We start from the raw sequence: 18,466 nt of genomic DNA on the forward strand, positions 1-18,466 counted from the left end.
TCCACTGTGGTGGGAATATTCTCTTTCTTCATCAGCTCCTGTATTGAGGACAAGTCGGGATTGCCATACTCCCGACAAAAATTGAGGAATGTGGTATAGGGCACACCGCAACTTAACGCAAAGCTGCGGGCATCCATACCGCTCGTGATGTACTTACTTAATAACAGAATTTTCTCCGTTTCATTGTACTTTACCATGTTTTTTTACTTTTTTTTGTTTGAGGTAAAGTGTCAACTTATTTAGTACACTACAACAAGCGACTTGTAGGGTCCGTACAAAAGCCTTTGTACTGCTCCGTAATTTATCTATGTTGTGGAATTATATCGCTTATGGGTAGACGATGGTTGCATATACTCATCCCTTAGAACTAGTATGAAGGCTCTTTTGAGGGAAATGATGTACCTATTTTATAAAGCAATCGAGATGCTATCTTTCGACAGCATCTCGATAAAATGTGCTTTTAATGGTTAGCTATTTATTTGTAGGTGTGGTTAAGACCAATTTTTTGTATCGAACTAAAGCCTCTACATAATAGTAATCGGCATAGGTGAGTGGAACGTCGATCTCTGTTCCTTTGGGATAATTGCCAACAGAATGTTTGAGAATAAATCCTCCATTCGTTCCTTTTTCTGCGAGATATTCAGGAGATGTAAGTGTCCGCAGTTGCGCTTCTGCTATATCCTGGCACTGCTTGGAGAACTCAGGTGTGTCCTTGGTGATACTGCTCAGTTCAAGGAAAGCTGATGCCATGATGGCTGCGGCAGAAGCATCGCGCTTGGCATTGGGTATGTCGGGCGCATTGAAATCCCAATAAGGAACTTTGTCGTTAGGCATATTGGGGTGCGACATGATGAAGCGGGCAATGCCTTTGGCATGGTTCAGGTAGGCGGAATCTCCCGTTTCTCGGAACATCATTGTGTAACCATAAAGTCCCCAAGCCTGTCCTCGTGCCCAAGCAGACTCATGCGCATAGCCTTGATGAGTGTTCTTCTTCTCCACAGCACCCGTTTCGGGGTTATAGCCTATCACGTGATAAGAGCTAAAATCAGGTCGGAAATGGTTCTTCATTGTGAGCTTGGCATGACTGGAAGCTATCTTAGCGAATTTGGTACTATCGGAATGGCGAGCCGCCCACTCTAAAAGTTCCAAGTTCATCATGTTGTCAATGATAACAGGATACTGCCACTTGTCTGTTTTAGTGTCCCATGAACGAATAAGTCCGACTACTGGTTTAAAGCGAGTGGAGAGAGATTGCGCCCCATTAAGCAAGATTGGGACATAACTTGAAGATTGGGTCAAGCGATAGCCATTGCCAAAACTGCACATCAAAATGAAGCCCACGTCGTGGTTATCGGTTGTGTATTGTTGGTCGGCAACACGCTGAGTATAACTCTCCGCATAGCTTTTCAGTTTAGGGCTACCTGTAGCCTCATAAGCATACCATAAAGTTCCGGGGAAGAATCCACTACACCACCAGTGTGAATTGGATTTGATAAGGCCCGTTTTTTCAGTATAGCTTCTTGGCAGACTATCTTTTTCGGATTCCATAGCTTTGGCAAGAAATTCTGCTTGTTCGGCAGAGCGCTTGACGCCCCTATCGATGACAGCATTCATAGATTCGTATTGCTTGCAGCTGGAAAGGAATACTGCCAAGCCTGCCATAAATAATATTCTCTTCATAGTTATATCTTGTGGATTATTACTCATTATAGTGGATACTACTCGGGTATTAACTTAACTCGGAACTTGTAGTGGCTGTTGGCCGGTAACGTAGATTCGAAACCAACAAGCACAGTACCAGGGTTAGGAGCATCGTAAGAAGTAGTGGGTGATGTGCTCCAAGTTTTCAGGCGAACCTTAACAGGCGCACTTACTTCCATAACCAAGCGCTTGCCGTTACGGCTTAGTACAATTTTATTTTTCCCTTTCAATTTGGCATCTGAGGGAGTTAACATCGTCCAACGCATTGTGGTGGACTTTTTACCTGTGTGTATCTCGTCGCTCACCAGCACATATTTCCCATCTACAATTTCAACTTGGCGTTTGGCCGACTTAACCTGGCCTGGATAGACAGGAGTTAGATCGGCTGATACAGAAGGCTGTTTGGCCAAGGATGATGAGCCGTTTAAGCATACATAACCCTTCACATCCTGCATAGAGTTGTTAAATGTAAGCGTGTTGTGGGCCAGATTAGTGTAACGAAAAACCTTCCAACGATCAGAGTTTTGTGTCTTATTCCATATATCAAGCCCCAATGATTCCAATGAATGGTAATCTTGTCGGCCGAAGTCCATTGCCCATCGTTCTCCGTTGGCAACCATTACAAACGAACCCGCATCTAAATGGGCGTGGCTAGAAGATGCAGACCCACCTTTAAAGGCAAGGTAAATGGCCTTCGTGTCATCCCAAGAAGTGCGCATAAGGGCAACGGGTGTGATGGCAGTAGGGGAAACCCACGTTTTCTGCTGTGGTTCAGGTAAGTGGCGCATGTCTACACCAGCCCCCCATAGCATGGCGAGTGTGAAGAAACGATAATCCATCAGCTTCTTCTTATTGCCTCTCTTAAAGAGGCTACGCTCATTCCACAGCAGCGAGAGGTCGTTATTCCGCTTAGCAAGCCAAAACATGGCGGGACTCATTCTGCCTGTATCCTTGTTGTCACCATAGTTAAACGACTCGTGATCGGGCGCTACCATGTGAAGGATGAAACCTGCTGACTCTAAGAATCCCTTCTGCTTGGATAAGTTGAAATCAGTGCCGAAGCATTTCTCCAGAGCATCAATGAGCATGACATTATAGGTAGTTCCAAACCCCCAATATGAATATCCCTCGGGATAGGCTCCATCAGGGCCATAGTTCTTCATCGGCTTGCGTATAGAAGTAATGGAACGTTGAATGACGCTATCTGCTAAGGTTGAAGCATCTTCGTAAATGGCAAGTGCCCCATAAGCCATAGCAGAGTTGCAGACTTGATTCCAGTTGTTTTCTTTCTGAAGCCATCCGTTGTACTGGGCATCAAAAGAAGGGTTTAGGCCTTTGTTGATAATGGCCTTCCGAATGGTGTCCTTAGTGTCGTTGCTCATTACGTCGAACAGCCAATCATAGCCAACGGCAACCGCCGTTGTCATCTCCGCCACATCCAAGAAGTGGCTTGGGTTCCAATCGGAAAAGGCTGAGACAGAAAGTAACTCTTGCTCTGCCCGCTGGGCATAGCGACTATCACCCGTCATACGATAGGCATAGCCCAGCAGCAGAACACGTCGCAATGTCTCTCTAGAGACATCCAACAAACGCCGCCCCGTTACGATACGCTGAGGCGCAGGCAGTGACAAGGTACTGTTGGCGGCTTTCATAAGCAAGCTGTCAACTTGTCGCCAAAAGCCGTTCCCCTTTACTGAAGCCTTGATGGAAGCTTCATCCGCCTTAGTCAGCAGCAAGCGGGGATGTGGGGCTGTCATGTGGACATTCTTTAAGTCTTGTGCTTGTATTTCAGACAGTGAACTGAAAAACAAGACAAGCAAAAGAGCCAGCGGGCGAAAATACATATATAACAAGTTTGTCATAAACTTATTGACCAATTAGTGAGTACTTATCATACTATTCTTCTATTGATTCCACATGGGTGCTCCCAAAGGGCCATTTGTGGTAGAAGCGGTAGCTGAGGTGGAAGAGACGGGATATCTAAATGTGAATGTCTCGTCGTTGGTAAAGCCATCCTTGCCGTTTTCATCTACATAGAAAGGTAAGTCGGCCCAAGGAGACATTCCTTTGTTCAGTACTTCAAAGAATTTCTCTATATAAGCCATTGGAAGTGTAGGAGCACCATCAAATTTCAATACCTCTGAGATGTTATTCTCGTAAACCAGGCGTCCATCAGCAATCATCGCCTGAGCAACTGAGTTGAGTGGAACACGCTCGATATTGCCTGGATACTTGACATAGAGTGTCTTTATTTCCTGATCGGTATAGATATTGTTGTTACGAATATAGATTCGAATATCCTTTGGGTCATAGCTATCACTTTTTTCCAACTCTTTCAAATCCCAAAAGGCAGATGGGGAACTTGCATCGTAGCCAGCCTTCCAACCCACATTGGCAAAAATGTTGTTTTCTATGTAAGCTGTCATAGCATAGTCGATACGGAAATGATAACCTACATTATAAAACGTATTATTTTTAACTTCAACATATTTGGCCACGGCTTGATCGAAGCGAATGATTTGACCTGTAAGGTTGTATACGGTGCTGTTGGTGATGGAGATGGTGTCTGGCGCATTCCCTCGAGAGTCGAACAAACGGCCGTTGGCAGGGTCGGATGTTAGAGCTAAGTTGCGGAAAGTGGAGTTGTCTATGTATACTTTGCTACCGCTATTATCTGTACGTATGCAGAAGTTACGACAGTTTTCGACAAAACATCCTTCGAAACGTAGTCTCAGGTTTTTCTTGTCCAAACGAAAGAGACGTTGCATGATGCTATTTGAAGCAGCATCCTTTCCATTAAAATAGATGTTTTCAAAAGTAGCATTACCTTCGAAACGCAACATGTCGGAATTGAGAGCCCCTTGTTCATCAGAAATAGGCTGGATCGTTGGGAGTGATTCCGATCCGTATGTGGCTCTAATGGTAACATTACTTGAGATGACATTCTTACCCTCCAAATAATAGATACCACCACGTTCCAGCTCATAGATGCCGTCTCCGTTTTCCTTTATGGCTTTGGTAAGAGAATTCACTTTCGTTACTCCATCGTCTGGTTCAACCCGAACAACTTTCTGTCCTGTTGGAGGAATGATCGTGTTTTCCTCCTCAAAGACATCTTTGGGTTCACATCCGGAAAATAGCGATGCAGCTATTATTCCTAAAAACAACTTGACGAAAGTCTTGTTGTTTTTCCTATATCTGACTTTTGCTGTCTTATAAGACAATATTGATTTCGTCTTCATCTTAGAATTCCTTTCTCTTATTTAATCTTCTGTCAATGTTTGATCCCACTATTTAAATATATCATACTTCACACCGATATAGAATGAAGAACCATATACTTCAACACTAGAAGGATAGCGCGTGACATTCCTTTCCTTACTGTCTGACCAGTTAAAGATGTTTGATGCACTTGCATAGACATAGAGTTGCTTGTTGATGCGTTGTTTCAGTTGGAGATCCCATTTGGAGAACGCCCTTGTCGATTCTACGTCAGCTCCGTCAGCTCGATGTTGCTCGGCCACGAGGATATTACCTTGATGCGTATAAGACAGGCGACCAGAGAAACCTTTATAATCATATCCCAACGAGAAGTTAGCCAAGAATGAAGGTTGCTTGAGCAAACGGTCATAATAGACGGTATCTCTATTTACGGGTAAGAAAGGTTTGTCTCCGCTACCTACTACATAATTGGGATTTTTTACGCGAGACTTTGTTGTTTCAAAATAGCCCATCTTAGAGTCCATCAGTGTAATGTTGGCACCTAAAACAATGCCCTTAAGGAGACCTGGAAGCCGACGTAGCTGTGTTTGAACGTCTATCTCTATACCTTTAATTGTTGCATCATACGGACTATTGAGTGAATAAGTGATGCCCGAACCAACTAAACTAGAAGCCAATCCAAAGTTAGCAGGATCGGTAACAGTTCCTTCAAGCAAATATGCTGAACGCGTATAGATGAAGTTTTTGATCTTCTTATAGAATCCGCCCACAGTGAAGAAACCTATTTTAGGATTGTAGTACGAAATGATAGCGTCAATATTCTTGGACAAAGCTGGTTTCAAATTTGTTCGGTTGTACACCACTTCGCCAATGGTAGACTTGATGAGCGTGCGTGGAGCCAACAAGTCATAATCAGGACGCGATAGGGTTTCGGTGTAAGCTAACCTAATATCAAGGTTTGCTAACGGCTTTATTTTCAAATGAATTTGTGGCAACCAATATCCAAATGAATTTTTGTCAGAGGTCTTGGTGTAGTCAAACGACAATTCCTGAGTTTCATCGTCGGGCACATTGACACCGCTATATGCACCATAAGTCATAGAGGTGTGGTCGTAACGAACTCCAGGAATAAAAGTGATATACTTGCCGAAGTTGAACTCGCCCATGATATACGCTGCTGTGAGTCGTTCATGTCCATCGTAATCTTTCTGAATCTTAGTGGTGAGAATTGGTCGATAGATGTCAGAATTGGTTTGATAGAAATTCTTCATTACGCCGCGATCGAGTCCGAAGTTAAAGTCAAGATTGTCATAACGGTTATTTAGGAAGTCATGATACTTGAAGTTTGCATCCAAAAAGTCTGAAATACCAACATATCGATTGTCAAAGCTTGAGCGCTTAATATCGGGCATATTGGCGTAAATGAGGCTTGCATTTTGATCTAGTCGACGATAGTTTCGACTGGTAAGTCGCTCACGTTCTTTATCACGATATTTGCCTCCAATCTTGATATAGCCGTTAAAGTATTTGCCAAAATCAAATGATTTCTTCCAGTCCAGCCATGCGCTATACTCTCTCTCCCTAGTACGTTCGGTGCTGAATGTACCATCATGGAGATAATATTGTGTGATATCAGATTCGTTCACGTTGCTTGGTGCCGACACCATGTGGGGCGGAAGAGTGCCTAAAGCGTCGATGTCTACCGTAAACGGGTTGTTTAATCTATATTCTAAACGATGCTCATAAGGGGTCTTTTGTCTAGATTCACTGCGGCCTATACCCCAGCTTAGTGTTGAGTTCCAAAAATCATGGTCGCCTTGAAGCATATTTGTTAACACGCTACCACGTGCATCGGCATCCGTCTGTATATAACGCAGACGATCTCCTTCAAGATCATAGCGTTTCTCACGGATGTTTCTGTCACGACTGAGTGCACTGAATAAATTGTACATCTTTATCTTGGAACCATGTCCGAGGTTAAAGTCAAAATTCAGGTTGATATTGTAGCGGTTTCTTTTTTCAAGGTTAGATTGCAAGCGTGTGCTTGAAATCCATGGCTTGGTATAAGCAAGACCTTTAGTTGGCGTATTTCCGTTAACCTTGTAAGCTGCGATAAAATGATCGTTACTACGGTCGGTTTGTTCAGCACTAGCCGTAAAGATAAGGCCCAAACGGTGGTCAAAGAAGCGATTGCTTACCAATATGTTTCCCTTAATATTGCCAATGTTATTGATTTGAGAGTGATAACCAGTCTGTCCAGTTACACTTAATTTAAAGTCTTTAGGGGCATCTTTCATGATGAGATTTACGGTACCACCCAATCCGTCAGCGTCTTTGTCGGCAGTATTAGCCTTTAATACCTCGGCTCCACCAACGATTTCAGGAGAAATCATATTCAAGTCTGAACTGCGGTCGCTAGAACTGGTAGAAGGAGAGTTCATTCCATTGATAGCTACAGAATTGTGTTTAGGATCCAAACCACGAATAATGATCTTCTGTCCTTCACCTCCATCACGCTCAACCATAAGTCCAGGTAGACGACCAATAGCATCAGCCATGTTTACATCGGGTAATTCGCTAAGCTTCTCGGCAGATACCGAACTGATGATTCCCGAAGCATTGAGTTGCCTATTGATAGCTGCTGTTTGTCCTTTAGCTTGGGCACTAACAACAACTTCAGCTCCCAAAATGCTCGCGGGCTGCATGTTGACATTCAAGGTGCGGGTCTCATTGTCCTTCACGGTAACTTCCATGGTTTTAGTTTCATAGCCCACGAAAGTAAATTGCACTTCATTCTTTCCCTTTGGAACAGACAATAGCGTATATTTTCCGTTAATGTCTGTAATGGTTTTGGTGTTTGTTCCTTTCAGCCAAACGGTAGCACCAGGTAGAAAGGCTTTCTCTTCGTCTACCACAACACCTGTAATGATACCATTTTGTGCCATCGCATGCAAGCAAATAGCCAACATGGACAACATAATTAATAGTCGCTTTTTGGTTTTCATATTAAGTCTTTATTTATGTTTTTAGAGATTATATTTGATGTTAATACTGCTTGTTATGACGAGTGGATAATACAACTTTTCCATCTTTCATTAAACGGTTAAATTCTTTTTTCGCTTTCGCCAACTGTTTCATAAAGCCTTTGTCGGCATGTAAACGTGCTACGACAGCACTTGCAACCAAACGGGCTGCATCAACATCACTTTGAAAATGGTAGCCACAAATAACCCTGCTTTCTCCCATTTCGTACCCTCGCTTTAATATCTCGTTCTGTCTATCGATATTAATCTCAGCCAAAACTAGTGCGGTGGCCCATCCTATGGCAGTATGTCCAGATGGATAAGAGCCATTAGAAGACAACTCTTGTTGCTGGGTAGGATTACAGGTTTGTTCTTTGTAATATGTAAACGGTCGTACGCGCATATAATGCCTTTTTGCTAATCTGCAGGCTAAGTCTCCTGCATCTTCACGCATCTTAAGAACCAAGCGGTAGATTTCTGGTGTCTGCTCTTTCGATATCTGAATACCGAATGATTCGGAAAAGGCCAAAGGAACTCCTTCGCCTTCAAGGTTGGCGTCTGCTGCGGCTTGATCGCCACGAGGAGTTTCACGTTGCTTCTTTCCCCATAGATAACGCTCTTCATCATATTTGAAGCGCGTACTGCTCTGCTCAGGAGGAGTAGGAAGCAATTCAAGACTGTTGGCTACATCCCCTAATTTTAAGAAATAACTTTCAGGACACGTCGTAACATCTTTACTTTCTTGTGCATTGGCACCAATAACACAGCAGACGAATAAAAGGACGATGATCCTTCTCAATCGTAGACAGTTACCTATTGTACCTGTTACTGATTCTTGTTTTTCCTTTAATATTGACTCTTTCATTTCTGTTCAAGATAAATCAAACGGTTATGATAATTAACAATTCGTAATAATTGCTTTAGGCTTGTCACAAAGGTAGGCAAAAAGAGACATTCAAAAAGGTTGCATTTTATTATTTCGTATAAAATAAAAAATGCAACCTTTCGCAACGTTCTGCCTTGAAGTGCTTGGAAAAGAAGTGTCTGCCTGTCTATTCGGTCAGTCTTAGAATATAAGCAACTATACTGGTTGGATGTTTCTCTATATAAGAACGCAACCAGTCTTCGTTAGGCTTAACCTTATTATTAACCAAGCGACTGATAACAGGATTCAAGTTTCCATACATGCCAAGCATACCTGGTAGCAAGATTCTTTTTACTTTTGGATTGGCAATTAGTAGTGCCAACACGCGAGCTTGCTGATTGGTGAAGTTGGTGAAATTCAATATCTGCTCAACAACTTCTTTGTCCGTAAAGATAAAGTGGTCGTATAGCTGTATGATTAATTTATCTATCTTGCTGGTTACCGCCTGTGTATGATCAGAAATGTTCACCTCCAGCTTTACGTCCATTCGTTTATATCCACGTGCTTCGTATTCTTGAACAATCTCATTTCTCATCCGATGGTAGCGTTCCATCTCTTCGAAAAGCTGTTGACGTATTTCCAATTGTAGCAGTTCTGCCTCTACGCGTTTCATTAACTGCAATATTTCGAGACGAGGAACAGTTGCAGCTACAGCTTCTAGCTTCGTTATCTCTTCTAAAAGGGCAGAACTCACCTCGTCAATAACCAATTTGGAAACCCGTTTCGCAAAACGATGGAGTTCATCGGTAAGTTCCAATAGGGCGTCATCAGTGAAAATGTGGTTATAATCTGCCTCCGCTTTTTCCATATCTGCTTTTATTTCCGCCAGATGGCGATGACGAAGAGCGTTGCCCAACATTTCAATGTGATGTTCCATCATACTGTTGACGTGTTGTATCACCAAGCAGCCGTCCACGGTAGTTTTATATTTTCTCACATTATCAGTAAAATTCCGATATTGTTGAAACCACAAACTATTCTGTAGAACTCTTTCGCCAATCTCAGAAACCTTGTCTTGAGCCAAAGCAGCCTCAGAATCTTCCAACATCTTCATGCAGTCGTATGCCTTAACATGCTGTAACTCTCCAATCTGTTTCCTTAGCATTTTAGATAATAAGAGCGCCATGTCACGATTTTTATACATGATGCGTTCGGAGAGTGTACTGATTTGCTGACTTGTCTGTTCAGGCCCTACCTCCAAAGTATGTATATCTTCCATGAGCTGCTTAATCTGCTCTTGTTCGTCTTCACTCAGCAGTGCAGCAATCTTTTTCATTCCCAAGGTACGCCCTTTCAAGTCGCTTATACGTAGTCTAATTTGTCGTTTGCGCTCTTGCTTTCTGCGCAAATGCATCCAAAGGAAAATAGCCAGTAATGCCAATATGATCAAGAATACAATCAGCACGGAACGTATAGAACTCACATCAGTATCGAAAACCACATATTCAGGCATACTTTCTTCTCCAGGCTTCATCTTTAGCACGCCAATTTCGGATACCAAATATAATGTACGACCTATGCGGAAGGACGATTTTGAGTTGAACTGAATGTCTTTGAAGTAATACCCGGTTTCTTTCGTCTTTCCATCCATGATGGCATATTTCTGTACGCCAAACTCTGGGAAAGCGTAAAAAAGCGAATCGTCAATAGATAATAGATGATTGTATCCGTTCAGGTTGAGTGTATCTTGGCGGTTTGGGGTCACCAATGTGTGGTTGGTGAGTACTGTTAGGGTTGGCTGATACCCCCCTGATACAAACAAATCTCGGATAAAGGTCAGGTTTTTCGACCCAGGAATGGTAAGATACTGTCCTTTGTCGGCATATAATATACCATCGTCCATCGTTCCTATATAAAGGCCACCCGTTCCTGTGGATGCGAAGAAAGACGTGATATATTTGTCTTCCATACCCTTAACCGATTTGGCTGTACCATTTCCGTCAACGATCATCAACCCGTCTTGTACGCCCAGATATATTCTTTCTTCCTGACCTACATTTTCAAGATGAAGGGCTGTTACTTTCTTTTCAGATTTGTACAGGGTCCTAATATTAGAGAATACCTCGTTTTGCAGATTGCTGCCATCAACATCCACAGCTCGCAATTCTGAGCGATCGTTCACATAGAATAGTCGCCTGTTGTTGGTAATGGCCATTTCCGTCACCTGTTCTTCCTTGGGAAGTGAATACACTTTCACCGCCACGCTGTCGCCCACAGGTTGCCTGAACACTTCATTTTGACTGTTCAGATAGTAGGCCTCGCTGTCATTAGCGCAAGCAGAGACAACTATTCCTTTGTTATTAAAATAGCCAGAATGGAAAGGTATCCTCCAAAATGCATTGTCGGTAATGAAGATAGATGTTTCCGAACGATGGTCTGGTAGCAGTATGTTGTGACATCCTTTCGGGAAATCTCTTCTAAGTGGGATGGTAATAAAGTGCTTCAAGTCTTCGCTGATGACCATAGAGTGGCTGCGTAGGATATAATGCACCTTGCCCACTCGGTAATAGAAACGAGGAATAAATGGTAGGTCGATCGTTTTGATGGACTTTCCCCATGCGTCTTCAATATAGATTCTCTTTCCCGAAAGAGAGCATACCTCATCGCCATACACTGTTACATACTGTACCTTTTCACCTTTATGCAACCGTGAGATTTTGCCACTTTTCAAATCTATCCGTAGCAGTCCATCGATGGAAGCTGCAAAAAGGTAGTTCTGACCGTAAGGACAGAGGTTGTAGATGATATGTGGCATGCCCGCCTTTGCTGTCGGACTATCAAGTGCTGGATACAACAATGAGAAACTATTGTCGCTTCGCAGTAAATAAAGTCCTTGACTGGTTGCCACAAAGATGCCACTCGGGGTGATGGCAAAGTCGTAGGCAGAGTATTCTTTATCTTTAAAAAGTATGCCATAGGTTTGCTCATGTCGCATCTTACCTTTGTGCAGCCGCCACTTCTGAAAGCCCGAGTTTCGCCCTCCCAGCCAACAGGTTGTGTCGCCGCTGGCATGAGGATGTGTTGCAATCTTATAGATTCTGTCAGTACCAGTGATATAAGCCGACACCTTATTTCCGTCTACATGCCATATCTTTCCCGACTCTCCACCTATCCAAAAGGTAGAATCAGCGTCAGCAGATACTGAAGCCAACCTTTCACCTATATAATATTCGTTCTCTCCGAGTGTCTTCATCTGGTTAGAATCAGAACATCCGTAGAGCACGATAGAGGTGATTATGATTATGTAGACTTTCTTTAGCATGGGTTTAGTGGGTAGATCCTAGTGCAAAGATATATAAAAATTATTATATAAACTATATTGGGCAGAGGGAATTCAATTAAATAGATATGGTAGCTCGGGATAAAACACAATCGTTATGTGGAGTATCGGGTGGCGCTAGTTGGTGAGATATCCATTCGTTAATTTTCTAAACTTGCTCACCAAATCATCGCATCTCATCCCGAATTCACGTAACGTTTGATACCAGCTTGGCACTATCTAGGCGGTTCTTCCCACAGCCTATCACCACCAGCAACTCACCCTTCCAACCTCCAAACGCCATCATTCACGCCTCACCCGATAAGCTCTTGTAATGAACTTTTTAAGCTCCCGCCTTGTTATAGCTAAGATGGAACCCTGTTCCAGATAAGTTGGAACAGCATTCCAATTCAACTGGAACAGCATTCCAGATGATATGGAACTGCCGTCCAAAACAGATATAACACGGCGGTTAATCTAATAATACATCATCAAGGCTTAGAAAGCACATTTTCGGAACGATGAAAATGTGCACGACGGAATGGTTAATTGCCGAGTGCGGGATAAAATACCATGCCTTTTAAACAAGAACCGACTGGTAAGAAAATGGCTATCTCGCCAGCTGACGCCACGCGGTAGTTGTCAAAATGATTGTGTTTTATCCCGAACTCGCATAAATAGATAGAAGTTTACGAATTATTCTTGCCAATTGCATTAATCTTTATTTCGTTCACCATATTCCTATCCTCTAACCACTGTTTACGCTTTCTCGTTTCACCAAAAATTGCTACCTTTGCATAAGGCCAGCGCGAAAACGAGGTGCAAAAGCAAGCCCTTTTGCCGATTGTTCGTGTTCCCCTGTCCGAGTTTTAGCTTTGTTTAAAGTAAGCCGTAATGCCACTACGTATCCCCGATAAGTTACCCGCCATAGACATACTCATGCGTGAGAATATCTTCGTGATGGACAATTCTCGAGCCACCACGCAAGACATTCGGCCGCTTCGAATTGTTGTGCTCAACCTTATGCCGTTGAAAATAACAACCGAAACCGATCTTATACGCCTGCTTTCCAATACGCCCCTGCAATTGGAGGTGAGCTTTATGAAGCTTCAAAGTCATACGCCCAAGAACACGCCCATAGCACACATGATGAGCTTTTATGAAGATTTCGCCACGATGCGTAACCAGAAGTTCGACGGCATGATTGTTACGGGGGCGCCAGTAGAGCATCTGCCGTTCGAGGAAGTGAGCTATTGGGACGAGGTTACGGAGATTTTCGAGTGGGCTAAAACCCATGTAACCAGTACGCTTTATATCTGCTGGGCAGCACAAGCAGGACTGTATTACCATTATGGCATAGCCAAGCATCCGTTAAAAGAGAAGATGTTTGGTGTGTTTGAACAGACTCCACTGTTGCCTTTGCTGCCAATCTTCCGCGGTTTCGACAACCATTTCAACATGCCACATAGTCGTCACACGGAAGTTAGGCGAGAAGACATCTCGCAAAACGAGGCCTTAACGCTTGTAGTAGAGTCTGAATATAGCGGTGTAGGCATGGTGATGGCGCGTGGCGGACGCGAGTTTTTCATCATGGGACACCTTGAATACGCGCCCAATACCCTTGATACGGAGTTCAAACGCGACTGGGGAAAGCGCACAGATGTATCTCTTCCGCAGCATTATTACCCCAATAACGATCCCACGCAGCCACCACTCGTAACGTGGAGAGCGCATGCCAACCTGCTGTTTAGCAATTGGATAAACTATTATGTATATCAGGAGACCCCATACAATATCAACGACATTAAATAAAACCATAGGCGAATGAGACACCTTGAGTTACTAGCTCCAGCCAAAAACCTAGAATGCGGTATGGCAGCCGTTGACCACGGAGCCGATGCCGTGTACACTGGCGCGAGCCGATTTGGCGCAAGGGCTGCAGCAGGAAACAGCGTTGCCGACATCGCCGAGCTGTGCACATACGCTCATCGCTTTGGGGTGAAGGTGTATGTTACGGTAAACACCATTGTGTACGAAGATGAACTGGACGATACGCAACGCCTTATATGGGACCTGTATCGAGCAGGTGCTGACGCCATATTGGTGCAAGACATGGGCTTACTTAAAATGCAGCTACCTAAAATTGCCTTGCACGCCAGCACGCAAACAGATAATCGCTCGGCCGAGAAAGTAAATTGGCTGCTAGAGCATGGCTTTGAGCGTGTGGTTTTGGCTCGAGAACTCGCGATTGACGAGATAAGGGCCATCCACGAACGACTTCCGCAGGCCGAACTTGAAGTTTTTGTGCACGGCGCGCTATGTGTTAGCTATTCGGGCGTGTGCTATGTGTCGCAGCATTGCTTCTCGCGTAGTGCCAATCGTGGTGCTTGCGCGCAGTTCTGTCGTATGAAGTTCGACCTGATAGATGCTTCAGGAAATGTCATCGAACGACAACGCTACTTGCTTTCGATGAAAGACCTCAGCCAGATAGAGCATTTGGAGGAGCTGGCAGAGGCTGGCGCCACTTCGTTTAAAATAGAAGGGCGACTTAAAGACATAGCATACGTTAAGAATGTAGTATCTGCTTATAGTCAAAAGCTGAACCAATTGGTGCGAAAATATCCGCAACGCTACTGCCGTGCATCACTTGGCAAGGTGGAATATGCCTTCGAACCCAGCTTGAAAAAGACCTTTAATCGTGGTTATACCGACTATTTTGCCAGGGGAAGGCAACAGGGTATTGCCTCTTTTGATACACCTAAGGCCATGGGCGAACATGTTGGACATGTGAAGGAGTTGCGTGGCAATTCGTTTAATGTGGCTTCTACGGCTAGCTTTGCTAATGGCGACGGACTTTGTTTCATCAATTCCGATCGCGAATTGGTGGGCTTTCGGGTGAACCGAGCTGAGGGCAACCGCCTCTTTCCACTGAAAATGCCCGAAGGGTTGAAACCTGGTATGTCGCTCTATCGTAACAATGATGAGGCTTTCGGCAAGGTGTTGGCTCGCCAAACAGCCGTGCGAAAGGTGCCTTTGCACATGAAGTTGCGGCTGACAAGCGATGGGGTGGAGCTTGAAACGGCCATTGTGCATGGTGGCGAATATGTGCAACGACGTGTAGACCATTTGCAATGCGAGCACCAGCAGGCACAAAAGCCACAACGCGAGAATATCGTTAGGCAGCTAACTAAGCTTGGCAGTACGCCTTATACATGTTCCGAGGTTGAATTGGACCCTGCGGTTGAAGGGCTTTTTATTCCTTCGAGCCTCTTGGCCGACCTGCGTAGACGAGCCACTGACGCGCTGATGAACCCGCCATTGAACCTTACCGACGAACCACGAACGTTGCCCACGCCTCCCGAACGCAAACAAACGTTGGCATGGACACCACAATACAAACGGCATTCGTACCTTTACAATGCCTCCAATCACTTATCTAAGGCCTTTTACGAAGAGGAGGGATTGAAGGGACTTGACGATGCTTTTGAGGTGAAAAAGCCCCAACCCGCAGAGGCTCTGTTGATGCAATGCCGCCATTGCATACGCTTCTCGCTGGGTCATTGTGTGAAATATGGTGGCACAAAACCCACATGGAAAGAACCGCTTTACCTGCAATTGGGTGACAATAGGCGGTTCAGGCTTGACTTTAATTGTGCCGAATGTCAAATGGACTTATATGCTGAATGATATGAAAAAGGGATTGTCGCTTTACATCATGGCTTTGTGTGTAATGGTGTTGCTGTTTTCGGGCTGTTACCATCAGCAGCCAAAGCACAACGAAGGCACGGCCGACTTGACCGAAGAGCAACTCGACTCGCTTTCGTTTTCGGCCTCGCATCATTATTCTAACAACTATAACTTCGTGGTGAAGGCCGACTCACTCCCCCTTATCAGGCAGCAACCCGAAGAACTTGTCACCGATGTTGCCCTCGATACGCTTTACGTTAAGCGCCACGATCATGTGGCGGTGGCCGATATCCGTATTGTTCCTGCAAGTGGCGAAGACTCTGTTTGGGTGCAGTTGGCGCGCGACCAGTCTACCTTTGGGTGGATAAACGAGTCGCAGCTGTTGCCTTCTGTCGTCCCCGACGATCCCATTTCGCAGTTTATCTCCACCTTCTCGGATGTGCATTTGCTCATCTTCTTGGTGGTGATATGCGTTATCGGCATGTTGTATTTGGCGCTTAAAATTGTTCGTGCAAAGGCCTTTTTGGTGCATGTTCGCGACATCGACTCGTTCTATCCCACACTCTTGGCCTTGCTTGTAGCTGCTTCGGCAACGTTTTATGCCAGCATTCAGCTGTTCGCGGCCGACACTTGGCGACATTTCTACTATCATCCCACACTCAATCCGTTCTCCGTTCCGCTGTTGCTTTCCGTTTTTCTCACCTCTGTTTGGGCTATTCTTATCATCGGTTTAGCCACGATAGACGATGTTCGGCATAAGCTTCCGTTTAGCGATGCCATGCTCTATCTGTGCGGTTTGGCAGGCGTTTGTGCGGTAAACTACATCGTTTTCAGCATTAGCACGCTTTATTATGTGGGCTACCCCTTGCTCCTTAGTTACTGCTATTGGGCTATTCGACGTTATTTAGCTTACAATCGTAGTCGTTTTACTTGTGGAAACTGCGGTGCAGCTTTGCATGCCAAAGGGCGTTGTCCACATTGTGGGTCGTTCAATCAATGATGGTTTGTAGCAACATCCTTATTAAGAAACATCCCCCTTGTTGACTTTCGGTCAACAAGGGGGATGTCTTTTTCTTCGCACTTTCTTCTGTTATTTTATTACGTTTGCTGCAAAGCCCTTACGCCCTCAATACGTTTGAAGAGGTAGGTTTGTATCAATCCGCGGCTGGCAAGATAGAGAATAAAGGCCAACCAAAGAGCATGGTTTCCCAGATAAGGCGTTAACAAGTAGAACGTAGCAAAGAAAAGCAGGGCGGCCAAGGCCGACGAGGTGAGCATTCCGCGAGTGGCTGTTATGCCAATAAATACACCGTCCCACACGAAAGCGGCCATACCGGCTAATGGAAGTACGATGGTCCAACCGAAATAGGGTAGGGCAGAGCTGATTACTTGTTGTTCGTTAGTGAGCAATCCCAAAAATCCTCTCCCACCTAATATATATAATAAGGTGAAGGCAAGCACCATCGCGCCACCCCAAAAGAACAAACGGTGAATGGTATCGTTGAATGCCAGCTTGTTTTTTGCACCATAATATTTGCCACCCACAGCCTCACCAGCATACGCAAAGCCGTCCATGAAGTACGAAAAGATGGTGTGAAGCTGGAGTAGAAGCGTGTTTACGGCTAGTATCATTGTGCCTTGCGCTGCCCCTGCCGACGTGAAAAAGAAGTTAACCGCCACTAGGAAGAGCGTGCGAAGAAAAATATCACGGTTCACTTTGAAAAAGGAGGCCATGGCAGAATGAGTGATTACGCCCTTCATATTAAAGTGAAGGCGCAACTTGGGACGGTATTGTGTGAGGAAAAACACCACGGCCGCGAACATTCCCGACCACTGTGCAACCAACGTTCCGATAGCAACGCCCTCGATATTCATGCCTGCAAAGAGCACCAAAGCTAAGCTAACGGCGATGTTTACCACGTTTTGCATGATGGAGATAAGCATGGGTATGCGTGTGTTTTGCATGCCAATGAACCATCCCATGAAACCATATAGCCCCAACATAGCAGGTGCGCCCCAAATGCAGACATTGAAATAGCGCTGCGCCATTTGGCTGATTTCGGGTGTGGGATGCATTAAGAACAATGCGCCTTGTGCGATGGGGTATTGCAAAATGATGATGACGAGGGCGATAAGCAGACCGATGAGCTGCGAACGAAGCAACAGTTTGGTCACCTCTTCAAGATTTCGTGCCCCGTAGGCTTGTGAGGTCATGCCGCTTGTTCCCATGCGTAAGAAACCGAATAACCAATAGATAACGTTGAAAATCATGCTACCCACGGCGATTGCACCGATGTATGCGGCATTACCTAGGTGTCCCATGATGGCCACATCCACCATTCCGAGCAGCGGAACGGTGATGTTCGATACGATAGAGGGGATGGCTATGTTGAGTATTTCTTTGTCGCGCGGTTTCATTTGCATTCTTCTATTTTGGCTGGTTCTGTCTGTTATCTGCTTCCACACAGGGTAATTGAAGCAGGTTTAGGTAGCTAGCCCTTAATTGGTTGCGAAGTTAGCGATAATCGGATGAGTGAGCAAGTTTTGTTGGAAGAAAGTGTTTCTGTCGATGGTTGTTATTGTTGTGCGATTGTTTTCTTCTTCCTTTCGATTCTCCTTAATAGCGCGTGAAATGTTAAAACTTTACAT

General features: G+C 44.6%; 10 protein-coding genes and 1 pseudogene. 3 read left to right on the top strand and 8 right to left on the bottom strand.

The annotated features are described in order from the left end of the window. The 7 genes and pseudogenes from F453_RS0106205 to F453_RS0106235 all read right to left on the bottom strand — a co-directional run. A pseudogene (locus F453_RS0106205) lies at positions 1-197 on the bottom strand (transposase); the annotation flags it as partial. A gap of 274 nt (positions 198-471) precedes the next feature. Further along, a complete protein-coding gene (locus tag F453_RS0106210; protein WP_159105095.1) occupies positions 472-1,680 on the bottom strand; it encodes a glycoside hydrolase family 88 protein in 1,209 nt (402 codons plus the stop codon). 38 nt (positions 1,681-1,718) lie between these two features. Beyond that, positions 1,719-3,563, bottom strand: coding sequence for a heparinase II/III domain-containing protein (locus F453_RS0106215; RefSeq protein ID WP_026292485.1), 1,845 nt, complete (start codon positions 3,561-3,563; stop codon positions 1,719-1,721). 42 nt (positions 3,564-3,605) lie between these two features. Continuing rightward, entirely contained in the window at positions 3,606-4,943 is a 1,338-nt protein-coding gene (locus tag F453_RS0106220; protein ID WP_018967250.1) for a hypothetical protein, read from the bottom strand. A gap of 48 nt (positions 4,944-4,991) precedes the next feature. Further along, positions 4,992-7,928 carry a TonB-dependent receptor gene (locus F453_RS0106225; protein WP_025790050.1) on the bottom strand — a complete coding sequence of 979 codons (2,937 nt, stop codon included), beginning with the start codon at positions 7,926-7,928 and terminating at the stop codon, positions 4,992-4,994. A gap of 40 nt (positions 7,929-7,968) precedes the next feature. After that, complete coding sequence (locus F453_RS0106230; RefSeq protein WP_025790049.1) at positions 7,969-8,745, bottom strand: acid phosphatase; 777 nt, start codon at positions 8,743-8,745, stop codon at positions 7,969-7,971. A gap of 253 nt (positions 8,746-8,998) precedes the next feature. Further along, complete coding sequence (locus tag F453_RS0106235; protein WP_244869411.1) at positions 8,999-12,064, bottom strand: coiled-coil domain-containing protein; 3,066 nt, start codon at positions 12,062-12,064, stop codon at positions 8,999-9,001. Between the two features lie 960 nt (positions 12,065-13,024). Between F453_RS0106235 and metA the strand changes: the two genes are divergently transcribed. Genes metA through F453_RS0106255 form a run of 3 tightly spaced genes read left to right on the top strand, consistent with a single transcriptional unit; the run spans position 13,025 to position 16,817 of the window. Beyond that, positions 13,025-13,942, top strand: a complete 918-nt coding sequence (metA, locus tag F453_RS0106245; RefSeq protein WP_018967255.1) for a homoserine O-acetyltransferase MetA — start codon at positions 13,025-13,027, stop codon at positions 13,940-13,942. 12 nt (positions 13,943-13,954) lie between these two features. Further along, positions 13,955-15,817: a peptidase U32 family protein gene (locus tag F453_RS0106250; protein WP_026292486.1), complete on the top strand. Its 1,863-nt coding sequence runs from the start codon at positions 13,955-13,957 to the stop codon at positions 15,815-15,817. Continuing rightward, complete coding sequence (locus F453_RS0106255; protein ID WP_018967257.1) at positions 15,807-16,817, top strand: hypothetical protein; 1,011 nt, start codon at positions 15,807-15,809, stop codon at positions 16,815-16,817. The genes F453_RS0106250 and F453_RS0106255 overlap by 11 nt, the downstream gene beginning before the upstream one ends. Positions 16,818-16,915: 98 nt before the next feature. Here the strand turns inward: F453_RS0106255 and F453_RS0106260 are convergent, their stop codons facing one another. Continuing rightward, the gene (locus F453_RS0106260) at positions 16,916-18,235 is read right to left on the bottom strand and encodes an MATE family efflux transporter (protein ID WP_026292487.1); all 1,320 of its coding nucleotides are present in this window, start codon (positions 18,233-18,235) and stop codon (positions 16,916-16,918) included. Positions 18,236-18,466: the final 231 nt, after the last annotated feature.

It is taken from the genome of Hoylesella loescheii DSM 19665 = JCM 12249 = ATCC 15930 (genome assembly GCF_000378085.1).
GTDB classification, from domain to species: Bacteria; Bacteroidota; Bacteroidia; order Bacteroidales; family Bacteroidaceae; genus Prevotella; species Prevotella loescheii.